Origin of the sequence: Zoogloea sp. (assembly GCF_041908905.1) — a bacterium.
GTDB lineage: Bacteria > Pseudomonadota > Gammaproteobacteria > Burkholderiales > Rhodocyclaceae > Zoogloea.
This window is the reverse complement of sequence record NZ_JAYREK010000029.1, coordinates 23320-44217: the sequence shown is the minus strand read 5'-3', so window position 1 is coordinate 44217 and position 20898 is coordinate 23320. Positions and strand designations below refer to the sequence as shown.

19 protein-coding genes are annotated in these 20898 nt (G+C 70.4%); 5 read left to right on the top strand and 14 right to left on the bottom strand.

Features of this window, described 5'->3' with window-relative positions; all coding sequences use genetic code 11:
- Nucleotides 1-165: 165 nt before the first annotated feature.
- The 10 genes from ACE3OU_RS14215 to ACE3OU_RS14170 all read right to left on the bottom strand — a co-directional run bounded on the left by ACE3OU_RS14215 (nt 166) and on the right by ACE3OU_RS14170 (nt 7640).
- A complete protein-coding gene (locus tag ACE3OU_RS14215) occupies nt 166-666 on the bottom strand; it encodes a hypothetical protein (RefSeq protein ID WP_374242207.1) in 501 nt (166 codons plus the stop codon).
- A gap of 55 nt (nt 667-721) precedes the next feature.
- Entirely contained in the window at nt 722-1504 is a 783-nt protein-coding gene (locus ACE3OU_RS14210) for an ABC transporter permease (RefSeq protein WP_374242206.1), read from the bottom strand.
- Entirely contained in the window at nt 1497-2432 is a 936-nt protein-coding gene (locus tag ACE3OU_RS14205; protein WP_374242205.1) for an ATP-binding cassette domain-containing protein, read from the bottom strand. Before ACE3OU_RS14205 ends, ACE3OU_RS14210 begins: the two co-directional genes overlap by 8 nt.
- On the bottom strand, nt 2429-3037 hold the full coding sequence (locus tag ACE3OU_RS14200; RefSeq protein ID WP_374242204.1) for a glutathione S-transferase: 609 nt from the start codon (nt 3035-3037) through the stop codon (nt 2429-2431). Before ACE3OU_RS14200 ends, ACE3OU_RS14205 begins: the two co-directional genes overlap by 4 nt.
- 26 nt (nt 3038-3063) lie before the next feature.
- Complete coding sequence (locus ACE3OU_RS14195; RefSeq protein WP_374242203.1) at nt 3064-3705, bottom strand: alpha/beta hydrolase; 642 nt, start codon at nt 3703-3705, stop codon at nt 3064-3066.
- A gap of 2 nt (nt 3706-3707) precedes the next feature.
- Nucleotides 3708-4016, bottom strand: a complete 309-nt coding sequence (locus tag ACE3OU_RS14190) for a ferredoxin (RefSeq protein WP_374242202.1) — start codon at nt 4014-4016, stop codon at nt 3708-3710.
- 38 nt (nt 4017-4054) lie between these two features.
- A complete protein-coding gene (locus ACE3OU_RS14185) occupies nt 4055-5137 on the bottom strand; it encodes a VanZ family protein (protein WP_374242201.1) in 1083 nt (360 codons plus the stop codon).
- A gap of 128 nt (nt 5138-5265) precedes the next feature.
- Nucleotides 5266-5709, bottom strand: a complete 444-nt coding sequence (locus ACE3OU_RS14180; RefSeq protein ID WP_374242200.1) for an SCP2 domain-containing protein — start codon at nt 5707-5709, stop codon at nt 5266-5268.
- Between the two features lie 9 nt (nt 5710-5718).
- Nucleotides 5719-6624: a U32 family peptidase gene (locus ACE3OU_RS14175; RefSeq protein WP_374242199.1), complete on the bottom strand. Its 906-nt coding sequence runs from the start codon at nt 6622-6624 to the stop codon at nt 5719-5721.
- Nucleotides 6625-6626: 2 nt separating this feature from the next.
- Nucleotides 6627-7640: a peptidase U32 family protein gene (locus ACE3OU_RS14170; RefSeq protein WP_374242198.1), complete on the bottom strand. Its 1014-nt coding sequence runs from the start codon at nt 7638-7640 to the stop codon at nt 6627-6629.
- Between the two features lie 174 nt (nt 7641-7814).
- Here ACE3OU_RS14170 and ACE3OU_RS14165 point away from each other — a divergent pair, with 174 nt between their 5' ends.
- The 5 genes from ACE3OU_RS14165 (at nt 7815) to ACE3OU_RS14145 (ending at nt 15184) form a co-directional block, all read left to right on the top strand.
- Nucleotides 7815-8804, top strand: a complete 990-nt coding sequence (locus ACE3OU_RS14165) for an ABC transporter substrate-binding protein (RefSeq protein WP_374242197.1) — start codon at nt 7815-7817, stop codon at nt 8802-8804.
- Nucleotides 8785-12123 (top strand): EAL domain-containing protein, encoded by a 3339-nt coding sequence (locus tag ACE3OU_RS14160; protein ID WP_374242196.1) that lies wholly within the window; start codon nt 8785-8787, stop codon nt 12121-12123. Before ACE3OU_RS14165 ends, ACE3OU_RS14160 begins: the two co-directional genes overlap by 20 nt.
- A gap of 160 nt (nt 12124-12283) precedes the next feature.
- Nucleotides 12284-13786 (top strand): sodium:solute symporter family protein, encoded by a 1503-nt coding sequence (locus tag ACE3OU_RS14155; protein ID WP_374242195.1) that lies wholly within the window; start codon nt 12284-12286, stop codon nt 13784-13786.
- A 126-nt stretch (nt 13787-13912) separates the two neighbouring features.
- Nucleotides 13913-14542, top strand: coding sequence for a flavin prenyltransferase UbiX (locus ACE3OU_RS14150; protein WP_374242194.1), 630 nt, complete (start codon nt 13913-13915; stop codon nt 14540-14542).
- A 33-nt stretch (nt 14543-14575) separates the two neighbouring features.
- A complete protein-coding gene (locus tag ACE3OU_RS14145) occupies nt 14576-15184 on the top strand; it encodes an LON peptidase substrate-binding domain-containing protein (RefSeq protein ID WP_374242193.1) in 609 nt (202 codons plus the stop codon).
- Nucleotides 15185-15211: 27 nt separating this feature from the next.
- Here ACE3OU_RS14145 and ACE3OU_RS14140 read toward each other — a convergent pair whose 3' ends face one another.
- From ACE3OU_RS14140 to ACE3OU_RS14125, 4 genes are read right to left on the bottom strand one after another with little or no spacing between them, the layout of a single operon-like run.
- A complete protein-coding gene (locus ACE3OU_RS14140; protein WP_374242192.1) occupies nt 15212-18259 on the bottom strand; it encodes an efflux RND transporter permease subunit in 3048 nt (1015 codons plus the stop codon).
- Complete coding sequence (locus tag ACE3OU_RS14135) at nt 18256-19368, bottom strand: efflux RND transporter periplasmic adaptor subunit (RefSeq protein WP_374242191.1); 1113 nt, start codon at nt 19366-19368, stop codon at nt 18256-18258. The genes ACE3OU_RS14140 and ACE3OU_RS14135 overlap by 4 nt, the downstream gene beginning before the upstream one ends.
- Nucleotides 19369-19400: 32 nt before the next feature.
- The gene (lysA, locus tag ACE3OU_RS14130) at nt 19401-20663 is read right to left on the bottom strand and encodes a diaminopimelate decarboxylase (RefSeq protein WP_374242190.1); all 1263 of its coding nucleotides are present in this window, start codon (nt 20661-20663) and stop codon (nt 19401-19403) included.
- Entirely contained in the window at nt 20660-20872 is a 213-nt protein-coding gene (locus ACE3OU_RS14125; RefSeq protein ID WP_374242189.1) for a hypothetical protein, read from the bottom strand. Before ACE3OU_RS14125 ends, lysA begins: the two co-directional genes overlap by 4 nt.
- Nucleotides 20873-20898: the final 26 nt, after the last annotated feature.

Here is a 20898-nt window from a genome sequence, read left to right as displayed (position 1 = left end):
TGAATCTGTTGCGCCTCAACACCACCAGCAAGGTGGGAATAAAGAACAAAAGACTGATGGCTTCGGCGTCTGACGAGTTTCGGGCGGAAGTGCTCGGATTCATGACGTGACGGTGCGATTGCCCTGCCCTTGGGGAGCGACCGGCGTGGGGCAGGCAAGAGCGCGTTAGCGCAAAGCGTCCTTGTTATTCTGCCTGTAACGTTTTTCTAGTTCGTTCATGTATGACTCCCATAGCTGGACACACTCTCTCGCCAGTTCCAGGGCATCGACAAATTCTGTATTGCTAAAAATTGTGTACTTGCACTGCATCACTTCCCCGCCTGTTCTTCCAGCAAGCCAAGTAGATGTTTGCCGCTCCTTTCCCGCGATATGAGGTTGGTGCTCAGTGCGCAAAGAACGAGTCAACGTGCAGTGTTTAGAGCCGTTTGCCAAATCGGCGCATATTTTCAACGCTTTATGATTGTCAATGTAAGAGTCTACCTCTCGCGACGTAATTCCTAATTTGTTGAGATGAATGATCCAATCTCTGACGTGGTAGCAGTGAATGAAGAAGGAGATTACATCATCGTCGTAGGCTTCCTTGTCATGGCCTGAGGAAGAAAAAATTCCTGCATAAATGCCTTCGATTCTTTTGAGGTATCTCTTAGCCCTTTCAAATTGTTCCAATGCGGCGTATCCCCAATTAAGACTGGTTTGTAAGCTCCGTCGGGACGACGCTGCCTCAGTTCAGCAGCCGCCGCCGCGTCAGCCCCAGCGCCAGCCAGAAGGCCGCCACGGCGATGCCGGTCAGCACGGCGAGGTGCAGGCCGATCTGAGTGGGCGGCTGGCCGAGGAGCAGCGGGCGGATCAGGGCGACGGCGTGGGACAGGGGCAGCCACTCGGCCACCGCGCGCACCGCGTCGGGGAGCTGACCCTGGGGGAAGAACACGCCGGAGAGCAGGGTCATCGGGGTGATGACGAGGGTGAAGTAGTACATGAAGAAGTCGTAGCTCGGCGCCAGCGCGGTCATGATCAGGCCGAGGGCGGCGAAGCACAGGCCGGTGAGGAAGATCACCGGGATCGCGGCGAGGGCCAGCGGCGAGGCGGCGAAGCCGAACAGGGCGACCACCGCGAGGATCGCCACGCCGGCCAGGCAGGCCTTGCTGGCGGCCCACAGCAGCTCGGCGGCAACGATGTCGTCGAGGCTGACCGGGGCGTTCATGATGGCTTCCCAGGTTTTCTGGGTGTGCATCCGCGAGAAGCCCGAGTACAGCGCCTCGAAGGTGGCGGCGTTCATGGTGGAGTAGGCCAGGGTGCCGCCGGCCAGGAAGGCGATGTAGGAGACGCCCTCGACCTCGGGCACCAGCAGGCCGAGGCCGTAGCCGAGGCCGAGCATGTAGATCACCGGGTCGGCCAGGTTGCCGACGATGGAGGGCAGGGCGAGCTTCTTCCACACCAGGAAGTTGCGCCGCCACACGGCCAGCAGGCGCGGCGACAGGCGGGGCGGGGCGAAGGGGCTAGTCACGGAGGTCGCGTCCGGTGAGCTTGAGGAAGACGTCTTCGAGGTTGGCCGGTCGGTGCAGGCTGCGCAGGCCGGGCTGGCGGGCCAGGTGGGCGAGCAGCGGGGCGGCGTCGTCGGTGTAGCAGAAGGCGGTCTCGCCGCTCACCTCGCAGCGCCGGCACAGGGCCTGGGCGTGGGCGGCGGCCCAGGCGGCGGCGCCCTGGCCGTCCCAGTCGCCGAAGATCTCGACCACCTGGGGCTCGATGTGGGCGGCGATGACCTCCCGCGGGCTGCCCTGGGCGAGGATGCGGCCGCCGTCCATGATGGCCAGCCGGTTGGCGAGGCGCTCGGCCTCGTCCATGAAGTGGGTGGTGAGCAGGATGGTGGTGCCCTCGGCGGTGAGCCGGCGCAGGCGTTCCCAGATGAGGTGGCGGGCCTGGGGGTCGAGGCCGGTGGTGGGCTCGTCGAGGATCAGCAGCTCGGGCTGGTTGACCAGCGCCCGGGCCAGGGTGAGGCGGCGCTTCATGCCGCCGGAGAGCGACTGGATGCGGGCGTTTTCCTTGCCCTCGAGGCCGGCGAAGGCGAGCAGCTCGGGGATGCGCGGGCGCACGTCGCGCTCATGCAGGCCGAAATAGCCGGCGAACACCAGCAGGTTCTCGGCGCAGGTGAAGTCGGGGTCGAGGCTGTCGAGCTGGGGCACCACGCCGACCCGGGCGCGGGCGTCGCGGGCCCGTTCGGGCACCGGCAGGCCGCACAGGCGGATGCTGCCGGCCGTCGCGGCGGTGAGGCCGAGGGCGCAGCGCAGGGTGGTGGTCTTGCCGGCGCCGTTGGGGCCGAGCAGGGCGAAGCATTCGCCGGGTTCCAGCCGGAGGTCGAGGCCGCGTACGACCTCGCGGGCGTTCGCGCCGTCGCCGAAGCGCTTGACGAGGCCGGCGATCTCGAGGGGGCTCATGCGGCCGGGGGCGCGCTGGCGGTGAAGGACGGCCGCGCCAGCAGGCCGTCGGCCCAGGCGGCGAGCTGCGGGTGGGCGGCCCGCCAGCCCAGGTGGGCGAAGCGGAAGTCGAGGTAGCCGAGGGTGCAGCCGGCGGCGATGTCGGCGATCGTGAGCGCCTCGCCGCCGAGGCCCTTGCGCTGGGCGAGGCGCTGCTCGAGGGCGGCCAGGCCGCGGTGTATCTTGCCGAGCTGGCGCTCGATGCTGGCCGGGTCCTGGCGCTCGGCCGGGCGCATGCCTTCGAGGAAGGCCGCCACCGCCGCGTCGGTGATGCCGTCGGCGAGGGCCTCGGCCTGGCGCACCGGCAGCGCGGCGAGGCGGTCGGCGGGCAGCAGGGCCGGGCCGGCGAGGGTGTCGAGGTATTCGGCGATCACCGGCGAGTCGAACCACACCTCGCCGTCGTCGGCCACCAGCGCCGGCACCTTGCCGAGGGGGTTGTAGCCCGGCACCCGGGTGTCGGCCAGCCAGGGGATGTCCACCTCGAGCTCGAAGGGGAGGCCCTTTTCGGCGAGGACGACGCGGATCTTGCGGGCGTAGGGGCTGGTGAGGGAGACGACGAGTTTCATGGGGGCTCCGGTGGGCGGTGGGGGGGCTAGGGCAGGGGATCCCAGCGGCGCTCGATGATCTTGCGGATCACGTGCAGGCGGCCGTGGAAGAAATGGTCGGCGCCGGGCACGACGATCACCGGCAGCTCCTGGGGTTCGGCCCAGGCGAGCACGTTGGCGAGGGGCACGGTTTCGTCCTTCTCGCCGTGGATCACCAGGCTGTGGTCGGGCACCGGCAGGGTCGGGTAGCTGCGCGCGCCGCTCACCTCGCCGGCGGCGGTGCCGACCAGCACGATGCGCTCGGCCGGGGTGATGCCGTCGGCGAGCCGCGCGGCGACGCGGGTCTGCACGTAGCCGCCGAAGGAGAAGCCGCCCAGCGCCAGCGGCATGCCGCCCCAGCGGCTCTGGGCCCAGCTGATCACCGCCAGCATGTCGTCGGTTTCGGCGACGCCGTGGTCGTGGCTGCCTTCGCTCTTGCCCACGCCGCGGAAGTTGGGCCGCAGCGCCGCGTAGCCGAGGTCGCGGAAGACCCGGGCCAGGGTGTGGGCCACCTTGTTGGTGTTGCTGCCGTGGAAGAGCGGGTGGGGGTGGCACACCAGCGCGATGCCGCGCACCCGCTCGGGGGCGTCGATGATCAGCTCGATCTTGCCGGCGGGGCCGTTGATGAGGGCGGTTTCGGTGGTGGCCATGGTCAGATCTTCAGGCGTTCGACGACGCGGCCGTTCTGCAGGTGCTCGGCGATGATCTCGTCGATGTCGTCCTTGTCGATGAAGGTGTACCAGGTTTCCTCGGGGTAGACGACCAGCACCGGGCCGTTGTCGCAGCGGCCCAGGCAGCCGGCCTTGTTGATGCGGATCTGCCCCTGGCCGTTGAGGCCGAGGGCCCCGATGCGGTCCTTGGCGTAGGTCTGCAGGGCCACGGCGTCGTGGTTGGCGCAGCAGGTCTCGCCCTCGGCGCGCTGGTTGCAGCAGAAGAAGACGTGGTGCTTGAAGTAGCTCATCGGGTGCCTCGGTGTGGTGGTGATGGGGGGATTATCAGTCAATCGCCGCGTCGGCGCATCGGGTCGCGCGCGGCGCCGAGCAGGCCCAGGTAGGCGAAGGTGATGAAGGGCCACAGGCTGGCGGTGAGCTGGGTGAGCCCGTGGAAGTTGAGGAGCTGGCCCCGCTGGATCAGCGCCGCGTCGCTGGGCAGGAAGGGGTTCTCCGGGGCCAGGTTGACCAGCGCGGTGCCCACCAGAAGGGCCATCCCGGCCAGCATGCCGTCGGCGCCGGCGGGCAGCAGCAGGCACACGGTGAGGATGGCGGCCCCTGCGGCGAGGCCGATCTGCCCGCCCGGAGTGGCCCAGTGCAGCGGGTCGCCCGGCGAGAAGAACGCCGCTGCGGCGAGGGTCTTGGCGCCCAGCCCGAGGAGTACCAGCAGCACCACCGGCCACGGGCTCCACTCGCGCATCATGCTGCGCGCGGTGAGTCCTACCGCCACCAGCTGGCTGGCGGCGATGGCGGCTTCCACCTTCATGAAGCGGGTCGGGTTGAACTGCAGCGGGGTGGGCAGGTCGAGCAGGCGGCGCAGGTCGCCGCTGGCGAACAGCAGGCTCTCGGGGGTCAGCAGGGTGAGCAGCCACAGGCCGAGGATCACCAGCCCGAGTTCGCCCGCGTGGCCGGGCACGATGCGCCGCTGGCGCCAGCGGGTGAGGCCGCTGCGCGGGTCGAACAGGCGCCCGCCCCAGCGTCCGCCGGCCAGCGCGCCGAGCACCCCGCCGAGGGTGTTGCAGCCCACGTCCACGTTGGAGGGGACCCGGCTGGGCAGGAAGTTCTGCAGGGTCTCCACCGACAGGCTGAGCAGGAAGCAGCCCAGGATCGCCGCCGGCACCGCCCACAACCGCGGCAGGCGCCCCATCAGCGCGGCGGTCAGCGCGAAGCTGAAGGGCACGATGCCGATCACGTTGGCGGTGAGGTCCACCCAGGTGTAGTAGCGCGGCCACGGCAGGGTGAGGAACTCGAACACCGGCAGCCCCGGGTCGCGCCAGCCGGAGAAGGGGTGCAGGCAGGCGTAGACGATCAGCAGCCCGATGGAGGCAGCGACATAGGCGGCGAGGGGCGAGCTGCGGTGGGGCGGGGGCATGCGCGTGGGGAATGGGGCGGTGGCGCCATTCTAGCCGCTGGGCGGGGCCCGGTGCCGGGTGGGGCGTCCCCGCCGGCCCGCCGCGTGGCCCGCCGGGTTGGCGCCGGCCACGCGCAGGGTGGGCGCCGTCAGCCGTGGCGGAGCGCCGCCGGCAGGCGCGCGGTGAGGGCGTCCCAGTCCACCGCGTCGAGGGTGTTCTTGACCAGCAGCCCGAGGTCGGTCTCGCCCTCCATCAGCAGGCGGCGGCTGAAGAAGAGGGTGTCCGGGTCTTCCTCGCGGAGGGCCAGGGCGAGGTAGTCGCGGGTGGTGGCGGAGATCGTCAGGTCGGGCGTGCGCGCGTCGAACAGCGGGCGGAAGCCGCGCGGGGTGAGGGTGAAGCGCAGCGCCAGGCCGGCGTCCGTCACCCGGAGCAGCAGGCGCTTGCCGGTGAGGGGCTCGAGGGTGTCGCGGGGCAGGATGCGGCCGAGGGCCAGGTTGAGCCCGCCGACGAGGGCGAGGGTGGGCGGCAGCTGGGGCAGGCGGGCGCCGAGGCGGGCGACGGGGCCGGGCAGCGTGAAGGCGGGGAGGGGCATGGGGCGCTCCTAGTGGATGACCAGTTGCTCGACCCCGGGCCGGCCGTGCCAGAAGCCGTTGCACGGTGCCGCGGGGAGCAGGGGGATGGCGTCCTGCAGGGCGTCGAGGGGCGGGATGAGGCCGTCGATGGCGCTGCGGAACAGCCGGATGATCTCGCCGGTATGCTCGCCCTGGGGGCTGATGCGCAGCAGGTCGAGGCCGTCGGCGACCACCGCCGGCAGGTCGGCGAGGAGGGTGTGCACGTGGGCCGACTGGGTCTGGATCCCGTTGAGGGTGAGAAAGGGCGCGCCCTCGCGGGTCTTCAGCGGGATGCCGTCGGCGAACTCCAGGCAGCGGAAGGCGCAGCTGTCCTTCTGCAGGTTGTAGTGGCGGGCGGTGAAGCAGCGCGCCGAGTAGGCCAGCGGCAGGCGGCCGTGGGCGAACAGCTCGACCTCGATGGCGCAGCCGAGGCCGGCGCGCAGCTCGGCGATCTGCGGGCGCGACAGCTCGGGTGGGGCGACCCAGCGGGTGGCGCCCAGCCCGGCGAAGAGGCCGAGGGTGGCCGGGTTGAAGATGTTGAGGGTCGGGCCGGCGATCCAGTCGCGGGCGGGGCGGTCGCCGCCGGTGAGGAGGTGCACCGCGCCCATGTCGTTGGCCTCGACGCGGAAGCGCCCGTTGTCGACGATGCGGCGCAGGGTCTTGAGGTCGGATTCGGATTCCACCAGCACCTGGCTGGAGAGCACGACCTCCTTGCCGGCGGCGGCGAGCATCTCGGCCACCTCCAGCCAGTCGGCGAGGCGCAGCTCGTGGCGGCGCGAGCAGACGGTCTCGCCGAGGTAGACGGTGTCCACCGGCGCTTCGGCCATGTCGGCGTAGAAGGCGAGGGTGGCCTGGCGGGGCCAGTAGTAGAGCAGGGGGCCGAGGGCGAGTTTCATGGCTATTTCCAGGGGCGGTAGTAGGCCCCGAGGGTGTGGCTCTGGCCTTCGGAGACCTTGTTGAGTTCGGCCATCCAGGCCGGTTCGATGCGGAACGGGGCGTCGCCCTGCTGCAGCCGGTCGATGGCGGCGCGCCACACCCGGGTGACCTGGGCCACGTAGGCGGGGCTGCGCTGGCGGCCTTCGATCTTGATCGCCGAGACGCCGATGCGCGCCAGCTCGGGCAGCAGTTCGAGGGTGTTGAGGCTGGTGGGCTCCTCGATGGCGTAATAGGTTTCGCCGTTCACGTCGAAGCGGCCCTTGCACAGGGTGGGGTAGCCGGCCCGCTCGCCGTCGGCGAAGCGGTCGATGAGGATGCCGTTGAGGCGGGTCTCCATGCCCTTCGGGGTCTGCTCCCAGCGCACGTGCTTGCCCGGCGAGCAGGCGCCCTGGCAGTTGGGCGACTCGCCGGTGGCGTAGGCCGACAGCGCGCAGCGGCCCTCGACCATCACGCACAGGCCGCCGAAGCCGAACACCTCGATCTCGACCGGGGTGTTGGCGGCCAGCTGCTCGACCTGGGCCAGCGACAGCACCCGCGGCAGCACCGCCCGCGAGACGCCGAAGTGGCGGTGGTAGAAGTTGATCGCGTCGTAGCTGGTGGCCGAGCCCTGCACCGACAGATGCAGGCGCAGCGCGGGGTGGGTCTGGCGGGCGTAGGCCATCAGGCCCGGGTCGGCGAGGATGATCGCATCGACGCCGGCCTCCGCGGCCCGGTCGACGGCGGCGGTCCAGCGCTGCCAGTTGCCCGCCTGGGGGTAGGTGTTGAGGGCCACCAGCACCTTGCGGCGGCGCTGGTGGGCGTAGCGCACGCCCTCGGCAATGGCCTTGTCGTCGAAGTTGAGGCCGCTGAAGTTGCGGGCGTTGGTGTCGTCCTTGAAACCCAGGTAGACGCAGTCGGCGCCGTGGTCGATGGCGGTCTTGAGGGCGGGCAGGCTGCCGGCGGGGCAGACAAGTTCGATGGGGCGGGCGGGGGGCATGGGAGATAAGGGCCTGAAAAAACGCCGGATGACTCTAGGCGCAGTGCCCCCCGGGGGCCTTGACCCTGGTCAAAGCCCCTGCGGCAAGGCATGTCTGCCCCTGTTCACACCGTGGGAATTCGGCGGCGCCCGGTGCATACTGCGGCGCTTGTGTCATATCGATTCTGATTTCTCATGCCATCCTTGCGTCGTCGCGCCCTTTCCCTCGGGGTTGGGGGGGGCCTGCTGCTGATCGCCAGTGGTTGCGGCCGTGCCAGCCGCGAACCGATCAAGTTCGCCACCAACCCCTGGCCCGGTTACGACCCGCTGTACATTGCCCGGGACAAGGGCTACTTCGAAGAGGTCGGGCTGGACGTCACGCTGGTCGATCTCACCTCGCTCGGCGCGTCGCGGCGGGCCTTCGAGCGTGGCCAGGTGGATGGCTGCGGGGCGACGCTGGTGGAGATCCTGCTGGCGGCCGACCAGTCCGGCACCCGCCCGCAGATCGCGGCGGTGGTGGACTACTCCAACGGCGCCGACGTGGTGGTGGGCGCCGCCGGCCTGGCGGGGCTGGCCGCGCTGCGCGAGCGCCGGGTGGCCATCGAGCCGGGCACCCTGCACATCCAGCTGCTGGCGCTGGCGCTGGCCTCCGTCCGGATGTCGATCCGCGACGTGATCCTGGTGCCGATGCCGCAGAACGCGATGCCCGCCGCCTTTGCCGACGGGCTGGTGAGCGCCGCCGTGTGTTTTCCGCCCGAGTCGAACCGCATCCTCGAGGCTGGCGGCAAGGTGCTGTTCCATAGCGGCCAGGTGCCCGGCCAGGTGATCGACACCCTGGTCTTCGACGGCAGCTTCGTGGCGCGCCGCGGCCCCGACGTGCCGGCCTTCATGACGGCCTACTACAAGGCCGTCGCGCTGATGGCCAGCCAGCCGGACGAGGCCCACGCGATCATGGCCCGCCGCGAGAACATGGGCGTCCAGGAGCTGCGCGATACCCTTTCCGGCATGCATTTCGTGTCTCGCGCCGAACAGCCGGCCCTGCTGGCGCCCGGCGGTCCGGTGGAGCGCTCCCTCAACGAGCTCCAGGGCGCCATGATGGCCCTGGCCCAGCTGCGCCAGGCCCGCAACCTCAAGGACTTCCTGATCGCCCGGGAGTTCGTGGCAGATGCCGGGGCCCTCGCCTGATCCCTTCTCCCGCGGCGCCTCCGGGGGCCAGGACGCGGCCCGCTGGGGCGGCGTCTTCGTTTCCCTGCGCTGGCGGCTGGTGGCGCCGCTGCTGGCCCTGTGGGCCGTCGGCATGGTGCTGCTGGTCAGCGTGGTGTACGCCAGCATCGTCGAACGCTTCCAGACCCTCGTCGAGGAGCGCGCCGACGGCATCGTCGCGGCGGTCTGCTCGGTGGCCGAGACGGCCCGCGACCCGACCGACCTGCGGCGCTTCCTGTCGTCCCTGGGCGCCGCGCGGGACGTCCTGAGGGTCGCGCTGGTGGCGGGCCAGCCCCTGCGGGTGGTGGCCTCCAGCGAGCACAGCTGGCATGGCCAGCCCCTCGCGGCGCTGTCCGACCCGGCCCTCGCCGTGGCCATCGGGCGCGTTGGCGCCGCCCGCCAGGCCGAACGCCGGGTCGACGCGACCCACCAGGTGCTGGAGGTGCTCGAGCCCGTGCTGCTGGTCGACGACGGCCACGAGCACGGGCGCCTCGCCGAGGGCGTGCTGCTGCTGCGCCTCGACGCCTCGGCCCTGTGGTGGGCGGCCCGGGACACCGTGCTGTCCCTCTGCCTGTGGCTCGGGGGCATCCTCAGCGCGGTGGCCGGGCTGATCCTGCTGATGGTCTCGCGCCACGTGCTGCGCCCGGCCGAGGCGATCCGCGCGGCCCTCTACCGGCGTCAGGCCGGCGGCGCCGACGTCCCGGTGCCGGTCGGCCGGCGGGATGAGCTGGGCGAACTCGCCGCCGCCCTCAACGACATGCTGGACACCCTGCGCACCCGCAACCTGCAGCTGGCGCGGGCCCGCGACCAGCACCTGGCGATGCTGGAAGGTTTTCCGCACCTGGCCTGGCGCGCCAACGCCACCGGCCAGTGCGACTGGTTCAACCGCGCCTGGCTGGCCTTCACCGGCCGCTCGCCGGAGCAGGAGGCCAACGGAGGCTGGGCCGAGGCGGTGCATCCGGATGACCGGGAGTCCTGCCTCGCCACGTACCAGCGCGCCTTCGAGGCCCGCGCGCCCTTCGTCTTCGAATACCGCCTGCGCGCGGCCGACGGCAGCTACCACTGGATCGCCGACCACGGCGTGCCGCTCCACGACGCCGACGGGCAGTTCACCGGCTACGTGGGGTCGGCCTACGACCTCCAGCCGGCCCGCGACAACGCCCGCGACATCAAGCGCATGACGCGCCTCTATCACGCCCTCTCCGACACCAACAAGGCGATCGTGCACACCCGCGATGCGGCGGCCTTGCTACCCCAGGTGTGCCGCATCGCGGTGGAGTTCGGCGAGCTCGACCTGGCCTGGATCGGCTTTCCCCGCGGGCGCGAGCTGGTGGTGGAGGCGCTCTATCAGCGCGTCGGGCGCCGCGCGGCCCAGCCGGACGAGCTGCGCTGCCCGGCCTGCCTGCAGACGGGGCTGGCCCGGCGGCTCATCGTCAATGGGCCGCAGGCCGGCGGCAGTGGGCCCGACAGCTCGTTTGCCTTTTTCCCGCTCCGCGTCGCCGACGGCGGTGTCAACGCCGACGGCGTGCTGGCCCTGCGCAAGGACGAGAGCGGCTTTTTCGACGAGCACACCGTCCGCCTGATCGAGGAGCTCACCGCCGACGTGGCCTTCGCGCTGCGCAGCTATCGTCGCGAGGACCTGTTGCGCCTGGCCGCCAAGGTCTTCGAGAACAACTCCGAGGGCATCGTCATCACCGACTGCGAGCGGCGCGTGGTGATGACCAACCGGGCCTTCTCCACCCTCACCGGCTACGACGAGGCGAGCACCTGCGGCGAGGTGCTGGAGCTCTTCGACCCCCGCCTCCACGCGGAGGGCTTCGCGGCCGAGGTCCGCGCCCAGGCGGCGGCGGGCGGGGCCTGGCAGGGCGAGGTGTGGCTGCGCCGGGCCGACGGCGAGAGCTTCCCGGCGGCGCTGTCCCTCAGCGTCGTGCGCAGCGACGACGGCCTGGTCAGCCACTACGTGGCGGTGTTCTCCGACGTCAGCCAGCGCAAGGCCGACGAGGCCCACATCCGCTTTCTGGCCAGCCACGACTTCCTCACCGGCCTGCCCTCCCGCGCCGAGCTGGCGACGATCACCGCCGAGGCCACCGCGCTGGCCGACCAGGGCGGGGGCCGGCTGGCCCTGTGTTTCCTGGATCTCGACCGCTTCAAGAACGTCAACGACACCCTCGGCCACCACGTGGGCGACCAGCTGCTGGTCGAGGTGGCGCGGCGGCTCGAGTCGGTGCTGCGCCCCGGCGAGCGGGTGCTGCGCCACGGCGGCGACGAGTTCGTCGTGCTGCTCCCCGAGGGGGAGGACGGCGCGGGGCTGGGCGCCGGGGCCAACCGGCTGCTGGCGGCCCTCGACGAGCCCTTCCGCCTCGCCGGCCGCGAGTTCAGCCTGTCCACCAGCATCGGCGTGGCGGTCTACCCCGACGACGGGCTGGACGCCGAGATCCTGCTCGACCGGGCCGACATGGCCATGTACCGGGCCAAGGAGGCCGGCCGCAACGGCATCGAGTTCTTCACGCCGGGCATGGACTCGCTGGGCGACGAGCGCCTGTCCCTCGAATACGCGCTGCGCGGTGCCCTGGAGCGCGACGAGCTGGTGGTGTATTACCAGCCGCTGGTGGCGACCGACGGGCATCTGGTGGGCACCGAGGCGCTGGTGCGCTGGCGCCACCCGGAGCTGGGGCTGCTGCTGCCCGGGCGCTTCATCCCGCTGGCCGAGGAGAGCGGCCTGATCCTGCCCGTCGGCAGCCGGGTGCTGCACGCCGTGTGTGCCCAGCTTGCCGCCTGGCGCGACGCCGGCCTGCGGCTGGTGCCGACGGCGGTCAACATCTCGGCCCTGCAGTTCCGCCGCGCCGATTTTGTCGACAGCGTCGCCGACGCGCTGCGCCGGTACGGCATCCCCGCCGGGCTGCTGACCCTCGAGCTCACCGAGAGCATGGTGATGCGTGACGTCGAGCTGGTGGCCCGGCAGCTGGCCGAGCTGAAGGCGCTGGGCGTCTCGATCGCCATCGACGACTTCGGCACCGGCTATTCCAGCCTGGCCTACCTCAAGCGGTTTCCCCTCGACAAGCTCAAGATCGACCAGTCCTTCGTGCGGGAGATCAACGCCGGCCCGGCGGACCGGGCCATCGTCGCCTCCATTGTCGGCCTCGGCCACAACCTGGGGCTCGAGCTGGTGGCCGAGGGCGTCGAGACCGAGGCGATGGCCAGCACCCTGTGCCAGCTCGGCTGCGACGCGCTGCAGGGCTGGTGCTACGGCAAGGCCGAGCCGGCGGACGTGTTCGCGACCCGCCTCGCCGCGGCCGCCTAGGCCCGGCGCCGCGTGGGCGGGACGTCGTTGGCGCATGCCGGAAACGGGCCGGAAAGTGCCCCGCCGGCCCGTTTCCGGCCCCCTCGCGCCGGCGAGTGCGTCCGGTCGCCATTTCCAGGATAATCCGCGGATTCTTCAACGCTTTTTCCCCTATCCGCGCATGCTGTTCTGGTTCGTCATCGTTTATTGGCTGATCTCGGTGGGCATCGGCCTGTTTGCCGCCACGCGGGTACATAACACCAAGGATTTCGCGGTGGCCGGGCGGCATCTGCCGTTCTACATGGTCACCGCCACGGTGTTCGCCACCTGGTTCGGCTCGGAGGCGGTGCTGGGCATTCCGGCGACCTTCCTCAACGAAGGCCTCCATGGCGTGGTGGCCGACCCCTTCGGCTCGTCCCTGTGCCTGATCCTGGTCGGCCTGTTCTTCGCCGCGCCCCTCTATCGCATGAACCTGCTGACCATTGGCGACTTCTACAAGAAGCGCTACGGGCGGGGCGTGGAGGTGCTCACCACGCTGGCCATCGTGGTCTCCTACCTGGGCTGGGTCGGCGCGCAGATCTCGGCCCTCGGGCTGGTCTTCAACGTGGTGTCGGGCGGCGAGATCAGCAAGCTGGCCGGCATGTGGATCGGTTCCCTGACCATCCTCGTCTACACGCTCTACGGCGGCATGTGGGCGGTGGCGGTCACCGACTTCCTGCAGATGATCATCATCGTGATCGGCATGCTGTGGATCGGCGGCGAGGTGAGCAGCATGGCCGGTGGCGTCGGGGTGGTGGTCGAGCACGCCATGAACGCGGGCAAGTTCAGCTTCCTGCCGCCCGCCGAGCCCCGGGAGGTGATCGCCTTCATCGCCGCGGCGGTCACCATGACGCTCGGCTCCATCCCCCAGCAGGACGTCTTCCAGCGGGTGCAGTCGGCCAGGTCCGAGAAGATCGCCGTGTGGGGTTCGGTGCTCGGCGGCGGGCTGTATTTCGTGTTCGCCTTCGTGCCGATGTTCCTGGCCTATTCGGCGACCCTCATCGATCCGGACATGGTGGCCCGGCTGATCAATTCGGATTCCCAGATGATCCTCCCCGAGCTGGTGCTTACCAGGGCGCCGCTGGTGGCCCAGGTGCTGTTCTTCGGTGCGCTGCTGTCGGCCATCAAGAGCTGCGCCTCGGCGACCCTGCTGGCGCCCTCCGTCACCTTCACCGAGAACATCCTGCGCCCGGCGATGCCCCATCTCACCGACCGCCGGCTGCTGTTCTGGATGCGGGCGGTGACGCTGGTGTTCACCCTGCTGGTGACCCTCTACGCCATGTATTCCACGGCCAGCATCTTCAAGATGGTCGAGAACGCCTACCAGACCACCCTCGTCGCGGCCTTCGTGCCCCTGGTGTGCGGCCTCTACTGGCGCCGTGCAACCAACCAGGGCGCGCTGCTGTCGATCTTCTGCGGCATTTCCGTGTGGCTGGCCGTGCATCTGGCGGGGGGCGACGCCCCCTTCGTGCCGGCCCCCCTCGCCGGCCTCATCGCCAGCGCGGTGGGCATGGTGGTGGGCTCGCTGATCAAGCAGTTCGTGCCCCACGACATCCATGTGCACGATCGCCTGCGCCACGGCCACCATGCCGCTGACAGCCACGGCGTCGCCCACGAGGGGATCAGGGCGATCCACCGGCACTGAGGGGGGCTCGCGGAGGCGGCTGCGGCCGCCCGCGGGGCTTCCGCCACGGGCTGGCGTGGTCGCTCAGGGCGCCGAAGGGGGCGCCGCCCCGGCGGCCGAGTTGTTAACAACCAGGGTTTCGTTATTTTGACTGCTTCTTCCGACACCAAAACCATCGCCGTCGCCCTCACCGGGGCGTCGGGCATGCCCTACGGGCTGCGTCTCGTCGAGTGCCTGCTGGCCGCCGGCTGCCGGGTGTGGCTGCTGTATTCCCAGGTGGCGCAGATCGTCGCGCGCCAGGAGATGGAGCTTTCCCTGCCGGCCCGCCCGGCGGAGGTCGAGGCCGAGCTGTCGGCCCGCTTTGGCGCGGCGCCGGGCCAGTTGCGGGTGTTCGGGCGGGAGGAGTGGTTCGCCCCGCCGGCTTCCGGCTCCAATCCGCCCGACGCGATGGTGGTCTGCCCGTGCTCGATGGGCTCCCTCGCGGCGATCGCCGCCGGGCTCGCCAGCACCCTCATCGAGCGGGCCGCCGACGTGGCGATCAAGGAAGGCCGCAAGCTCGTCATCGTGCCGAGGGAGACCCCCTTCTCGGTGCTGCATCTGGAGAATATGCTGCGTCTGGCGCGGATGGGCGTGGTGATCCTGCCGGCCAACCCGGGTTTCTACCACCACCCGCAGAGCGTGGGCGATCTCGTCGATTTCGTGGTCGCCCGCATCATGGACCAGCTGGGCGTGGCCCACCGCCTGATGCCCCGCTGGGGCGAAGAGCGGGACGAATGAGCGCGGCCGCCGGGCCGTGAAAGGAGCAAGGCGATGAGCACCCCCATCGACGCCGTCGAGATCCCCATCTTCCCCCTCAGCACCGTGCTGTTCCCCGGCGGGGTGCTGCCCCTCAAGCTCTTCGAGGCGCGCTATCTCGACATGGCGGCCCGCTGCATGCGCACCAACTCGCCCTTCGGGGTATGCCTGATCAGCGAGGGCGGCGAGGTCGGCGAGCCGGCGGTGCCCCACGGGCTGGGCACCATCGCCCGCATCGTCGACTGGGACATGCCCCAGGCGGGCCTGCTGTTCATCAAGACGGTGGGCGGCGAGCGTTTCCGCATCGTCGAGCGCCGGCTGCAGCCCGACCGACTGCAGACCGCCCGCGTCGTGCCGCTGCCCGAGCCCGCGCCGCAGCCGGTGCCGGAGGCGCTGCAGGGCGCGCTGCCGCTGCTGAAGGCGATCATCGAGGACACCGGCAGCGAGGCCTTTGCCGAGCCCCACCGCCTCGACGACGCTACCTGGGTCGGCTACCGGCTGGCCGAGGTCCTGCCCATCCCCAGCCTCGCCCGCCAGCGCCTGCTGGAGCTCGACGACACCCTGTCGCGGCTGGAGATCATCCACCGCTACCTCGCGCAGCACAACCTGCTCGGCGGCAAGTAGCGGGCGGCGGCCCCGCGCGGTGGCGCCTTAGCCGCGCCGCCGCTCGCGCCAGCCTTCCAGCAGCGAATACACCGCCGGCACCACCACCAGGGTCAGCAGCGTGGAGCTGACCATGCCGCCGATCACCGCCACGGCCAGCGGCTGGTTGGTCTCGCTGCCGGCGCCGAAGCCCAGCGCCGCCGGGGCGAGGGCCAGGATCACCGTCATCGAGGTCATCAGCACCGGTCGCATGCGGGTCGGGCAGGCGTCGCGCAGGGCAGCGTCCACCTTCAGGCCCTCGCCGCGGCGCTGGTTGGTGAGGTCCACCAGCAGGATCGAGTTCTTGGCCACCAGGCCGATCAGCAGCACCAGGCCGATCATCGAGTAGATGTTGAGGGTCTGGCCGCTGGCCCACAGGGCCGCCACCCCCCCGACGATGGCCAGCGGCTGGGCCAGCATCACGATGGCGGGCTGCAGGAAGCTGTTGAACTGGCTGGCCAGCACCATGTAGAGCAGCGTCAGGGCCAGCAGGAAGGTGAAGCTCATGTACTTCTGGGTTTTGCCGAATTCCTCGGCCTGGCCGATCATGCGCACCTGATAGCCGGTGGGCAGCATTTCGGCGGCGATCTGCTTGACCTGCCCGACGGCCTCGGCCAGCGGCAGGGTCGGTGTGGCGAAGAAGGTGGCGGCGTACTGCAGGTCGAAGCGGCCGACCACCGCCGGGCCGAGGGCCTCGCGGAAGCTGGCCACGCTGTCGAGGCGCACCATCTCGCCGGCCTTGTTGCGCAGGTAGATCTTGGAAAGATCCGCCGGCTGGGTGAAGCTGCCCTCGACGGCCTTCACGCGGATGTCGTAGCGCTGGCCGTCGCCGGGCTCGTCGTTGAACTTGGCGATGTCGACGCCGCCGGTGAGCATGTTGATGGCCAGGGCTACGTCCTGGGTGCTGAGGCCGGCGTCAGCGATGCGCAGCCGGTCGGGGGCGAAGATGAGCTGGGGCAGGTCGAGCTGCAGGTCGGTGTCGATGCGGCCGAGGCCGGGCTGGGTGGCCAGCTTGCGCTGCAGGGCCTGGGCGTGGTTGCCGAGTTCCTGCAGGTTGGTGCCGGTGAGCACGAACTGCAGCGGCTCGCCGCGGGCGCCCTGCACCATCGGGTAGGGCGCGGCGAACACCCGGGCGCCGGCAATCCGGGCGAACTCCTCGCGCAACATGGGGATCACCTCCTGCTGCTTGAGCGTGCGCTCGCTGCGCGGCACCATGCGTACCACCACCGTGCCCTGGTTGACTTGCCCGGCGGCGCCGAGGCCGATCAGCGAGAACTCGGAACGCACCTCCGGGTGCTTGTCGAGGACCGCCTCGACCTCGCGCAGCTTGGCGTCGGTGTAGTCGATGCTGGAGCCCAGCGGCGTGCGCAGCGACACCAGGAAGCGCCCCTCGTCGGCGTCGGGGGCGAAGGCCTTGCCGATGTTGGCGAAGAAGAAGCCGCTCGACGCCACCACCGCCACGGTGGCCAGCACCACCCACAGGCGGTGGGCGAGGGCGCCCTCCAGCAGGCGCACGTAGAGGCCGTCGAGGGCCGCGAAGGCCCGGTCGAAGGCGCGGTAGATCGGGCCGTGCTGCTTCTCGACCTTGAGGTAGCGGGAGCACAGCATGGGGGTGAGGGTGAGCGAGACGAACAGCGACACCAGCACCCCGAAGGTGACCACCAGCGCGAAGCTGCGGAAGAACTGCCCGATGATCCCCGAGATGAAGGCCACCGGCGCGAAGATGCAGACCAGCGACAGGGTGGCCGCCATCACCGCGAAGACCACCTCGTTGCTGCCGTTGATCGCCGCCGAGACCGGGTCGGGATCGAGGGTCTCGCGGTGGCGGAAGATGTTCTCGAGCACCACGATGGCGTCGTCCACCACCACCCCGATCAGCAGCAGCAGGCCCAGCATGGTGAGCGAGTTGAGGGTGAAGCCGGCGAAGTAGATCACCGCGATGGCCCCCGCGAGCGACACGGGGATCGCCAGCGAGATGATCAGCGTGGAGCGCACCGAGCGCAGGAAGACCCACACCACCAGCGCCGCCAGCAGGGTGCCCTCGATGAGGTGCTCCTTGAGGGAGTCGACGATCTCGATGATGAACACCGCGTCGTTGGAGACCACCGACAGGCTCATGCCCGGCGGCAGGGCCGGGCGGAGCTCGGTGTCGAGGCGCTCCTGGATGCGCTCGGTGATGGCCACCGTGTTGGCGTTGGCGATCTTGACCATGCCCAGGCCGACGGTGGTCTGGCCGTTGAAGCGGGCCAGCTGGCGTTTGTCGGCGAGGCCGTCCTCGATGTTCGCCACGTCGCCCAGGCGCACCGGCGCCTTGTCGCGCCAGGCGACGATCAGCTCGCGCAGCTGCTCGACCTCGTGGAACTCCAGGTCGAGCTTGACCAGGCTCTCGGTGCTGCGGCCCACCACGAAGCCGCCAGCCAGCTGCACGTGCTCGCGGGCGAAGGCCTCGCTGATGTCCTGAGCGGTGATCTTGTGGGCGGCCATCCGGTCGGGCAGCAGGTCGACGCGGATGGTGCGGTCGCGCCGGCCACCGAGGCGCACCTCGCCGACGCCGTCGATGGTCTCGAGGCGCTTCTTGAGGACGTTGAGGGCGTACTGGTTGAGCTGCTGCTGGGTGCGGTCGCCCTGCAGCGCCAGCCACATCACCGGTTGGGCGTTGGTCTCGACCTTGGCCACCACCGGCGGGTCCACGTCCTTGGGCAGCCGCCGCAGCACCTGGTTGACCTTGGACTGGACCTCGTTGAAGGCCACGTCCACCTTCTTCTCGAGGGCGAAGGTGATGTTGACCGTCGACACCCCCGGCGACGAGGTGGACTGCACGTGCTCGATGCCCGGCACGCTGTTCACCGCCGACTCGATGACGTTGGTGATGCTGGAATCGACGATGTCGGGGTTGGCGCCCTTCAGTGTCGTGGTGATCGAGATCACCGGGAATTCGATGAACGGGTAGCGGTCGACGCCGACCCGCTGGTAGCCGATGACGCCCACCAGCACCAGCACGGCGCTCATCATCCACGCCAGCACGTGGCGCTTGATGGAAAGCTCGGGCAGGGTCATGGCCTGGCGGCGGCCGTGGCCGGGCGGGTTTCGGGAGCGGCCTTGACGGTGACGGCGGCGCCGTCGCTGAGGAAGCCGGCGCCGTCCTCGGCGACGACTTCACCCGGGGCGAGCCCCTTGACGATCTCGATCCGGCCGTCCCGCTTGACGCCGGGCTCGACGATGCGCTGGCGGGCCTTGCCTTCGGCGACCACATACACCACCTTGCCGGCCGGGCGCAGCACCACGCTCTGCTCGGGCACCACCACCGCGGCGGGCTTGCGGCCGGTGACGATGGCGCCATTGACGGTGCCGCCGGCACGCAGGCCGCCGTCGTTGTCGAGGCGCACCTGCACGTCGAGGGCACGGCTGCCCTCGCTGACCGTGGGCTTGACCTGCTCGACGCTGCCCTCGATCACCCGGTCGGGCTGCTGGGGGCTGGTGAGGCGCACCGGCTGGCCCGGGCGGATGCGCGCGGCGGCGCTCTCGGGGTAGGGCAGGTGGGCCTTCAGGATGCGGTTGGAGACCAGCCGGTAGAGCGGGTCGCCGACCTTCACGTAGTCGCCCGCGGCGACGATCTGGGTCTCGATGACGCCCTCGACGGGCGCCACGACCTTGCTGCGCTCCAGGTTGTAGCGGCTGGCGCCACTGCGGGCGCGGGCCGTGGCGAGCTGGGCGCGGGCTGCGTCGCGCTGGGCCAGGGCATCGTCGGCGCCGTTCTTGGAGATGAAGCCCTGGGCGACGAGCCGCTGCTGGCGTTCGGCGAAGCGCTCGGCCTGGGCCACGAGGGCGTCCAGGCGGGCGATCTCGGCGGCGTCGGCCTGGCCCTGGATGTGGAAGTCGGTGGGGTCGATCTCGGCCAGCGGCTGGCCCTGGCGGACCCGGTCGCCGGCCTTGGCATGCACGGCGATCACGCGCCCGGCCACTTCGGCGCCGATCTTCGGGTCGATGAGGGCCTCGAGGGTGCCGAGGCTGTCCTCGGTGACGTCGAGGGTGATGCTCTCCGCCGTAGTGGTGGTGATCAGCGTGGCGGGTGGTCCGGCCGGCTTGCCGGCGGCCGGTTCGGGCTTGCCGCCGCAGGCGCCGAGCCCGATGGCGAGGAACAGGGTGACGCAGGGGGCGAAACGCATGATCGGGGCCTTCGGGCGGGGCTGATGTGGGCTCAGGGAAGCGGGCGTTCGCCCTTCAGGAGGTGCTCGAGGGTCTCGCGCTCGCGGATCACGTGCACCGTGTCGCCATCCACCAGCACCTCGGCGGCGCGGGGGCGGGTGTTGTAGTTGGAGCTCATGGTCATGCCGTAGGCGCCGGCCGACAGGATCGCCAGCAGGTCGCCCGTCTCGACGGAGAGGTCGCGGTCGTGGCCGAGGAAGTCGCCGCTCTCACAGATCGGGCCGACCACCTCGTAGCGGGTCGCCGGCAGGCTGCGCGGGGCGACGGCGACGATCTCGTGCCAGGCGTCGTAGAGGGCCGGGCGGGCCAGGTCGTTCATGGCCGCGTCGATGATCGCGAAGTTCTTCTCGACGCCGGGCTTGAGGTATTCGATGCGGGTCAGCAGCAGGCCGGCGTTGCCCACCAGCGAGCGGCCCGGCTCGAAGCACAGGGCTTCGGAGCGGCCTTCAAAGCACTCGAGCAGGGGCTTGAGGTAGTCGGTGGGGGTGGGCGGCTCCTCGTCACGGTAGCGGATGCCGAGGCCGCCGCCGAGGTCGATGTGGTCGAGGTGGATGCCTTCGCGGGCGAGCTGGTCGACCAGGCCGAGGATCTTGCCGGCAGCTTCGGCCATCGGGGCCGGGTCGAGGAGCTGGGAGCCGATGTGGCAGTCGATGCCCGAGATCTCGATGGCGGGCATCCGCGCGGCCTTGCGGTAGAGGTCAAGGGCCTCGGTGAAGGCCACGCCGAACTTGTTGCCACGCAGGCCGGTGGAGATGTAGGGGTGGGTGTTGGGGTTGACGTCGGGATTCACCCGGAAGGCGATCGGCGCGCGCTTGCCGAGCTGGGTGGCCACGTCGTTCAGGCGGTCGAGCTCGGCGGCGGACTCGACGTTGAAGCAGCCGATGCCGGTTTCGAGGGCGAAGCGCATCTCGTCGATGCTCTTTCCGACGCCGGAGAAGATCACCTTGCCCGGGTCGCCGCCGGCTGCCAGCACGCGGGCCAGCTCGCCGCCGGAGACGATGTCGAAGCCGGCACCGAGCTTGGCGAACACCGACAGGATGCCCAGGCTGGAGTTGGCCTTGACCGCGTAGCAGACCAGCGCCTTGCGCATCCCGAGGGCCTTTTGGTAGGCCTCGTAGGCGCCGGTGAGGGCGGCGCGGGAGTACACGTAGGTGGGGGTGCCGAAGCGCGCGGCGATGTCGGCGAGGGCGACCCCTTCGAGGGTCAGGCCGGCGGGGCCGGCGGCAAGGGTCGGCACGGGCAGGGCGGTGGTCATTGGGCGGAGTCCTGGGGGGCGGGTTTGTTATGATCGACGGCCGGGGCCTGTGCGGGCGCCGGCGCACTGTCGGCCGCGCCGGTGGCCGGCTTGGCGGCCGGGCGGGCGATGGGCTTGGGAACCTGGGGGAGCTGCAGCGGCCCCTTGATGCCGCAGCCGCCCAGCACGATCAGGCCGCAGGCTGCGGCGGCAGTGGCGATGGTTCGCATGATTTCCACGCAAAAACGTGAATGTT

Bases quoted from the DNA above. Each gene is read 5' to 3' on its own strand.
- ACE3OU_RS14205 (WP_374242205.1), bottom strand. From the start codon at position 2,432: ATGAGCCCCCTCGAGATCGCCGGCCTCGTCAAGCGCTTCGGCGACGGC.
- ACE3OU_RS14200 (WP_374242204.1), bottom strand. From the start codon at position 3,037: ATGAAACTCGTCGTCTCCCTCACCAGCCCCTACGCCCGCAAGATCCGC.
- ACE3OU_RS14195 (WP_374242203.1), bottom strand. From the start codon at position 3,705: ATGGCCACCACCGAAACCGCCCTCATCAACGGCCCCGCCGGCAAGATC.
- ACE3OU_RS14190 (WP_374242202.1), bottom strand. From the start codon at position 4,016: ATGAGCTACTTCAAGCACCACGTCTTCTTCTGCTGCAACCAGCGCGCC.
- ACE3OU_RS14185 (WP_374242201.1), bottom strand. From the start codon at position 5,137: ATGCCCCCGCCCCACCGCAGCTCGCCCCTCGCCGCCTATGTCGCTGCC.
- ACE3OU_RS14180 (WP_374242200.1), bottom strand. From the start codon at position 5,709: ATGCCCCTCCCCGCCTTCACGCTGCCCGGCCCCGTCGCCCGCCTCGGC.
- ACE3OU_RS14175 (WP_374242199.1), bottom strand. From the start codon at position 6,624: ATGAAACTCGCCCTCGGCCCCCTGCTCTACTACTGGCCCCGCCAGGCC.
- ACE3OU_RS14170 (WP_374242198.1), bottom strand. From the start codon at position 7,640: ATGCCCCCCGCCCGCCCCATCGAACTTGTCTGCCCCGCCGGCAGCCTG.
- ACE3OU_RS14165 (WP_374242197.1), top strand. From the start codon at position 7,815: ATGCCATCCTTGCGTCGTCGCGCCCTTTCCCTCGGGGTTGGGGGGGGC.
- ACE3OU_RS14160 (WP_374242196.1), top strand. From the start codon at position 8,785: ATGCCGGGGCCCTCGCCTGATCCCTTCTCCCGCGGCGCCTCCGGGGGC.
- ACE3OU_RS14155 (WP_374242195.1), top strand. From the start codon at position 12,284: ATGCTGTTCTGGTTCGTCATCGTTTATTGGCTGATCTCGGTGGGCATC.
- ACE3OU_RS14145 (WP_374242193.1), top strand. From the start codon at position 14,576: ATGAGCACCCCCATCGACGCCGTCGAGATCCCCATCTTCCCCCTCAGC.
- ACE3OU_RS14140 (WP_374242192.1), bottom strand. From the start codon at position 18,259: ATGACCCTGCCCGAGCTTTCCATCAAGCGCCACGTGCTGGCGTGGATG.
- ACE3OU_RS14135 (WP_374242191.1), bottom strand. From the start codon at position 19,368: ATGCGTTTCGCCCCCTGCGTCACCCTGTTCCTCGCCATCGGGCTCGGC.
- lysA (WP_374242190.1), bottom strand. From the start codon at position 20,663: ATGACCACCGCCCTGCCCGTGCCGACCCTTGCCGCCGGCCCCGCCGGC.
- ACE3OU_RS14125 (WP_374242189.1), bottom strand. From the start codon at position 20,872: ATGCGAACCATCGCCACTGCCGCCGCAGCCTGCGGCCTGATCGTGCTG.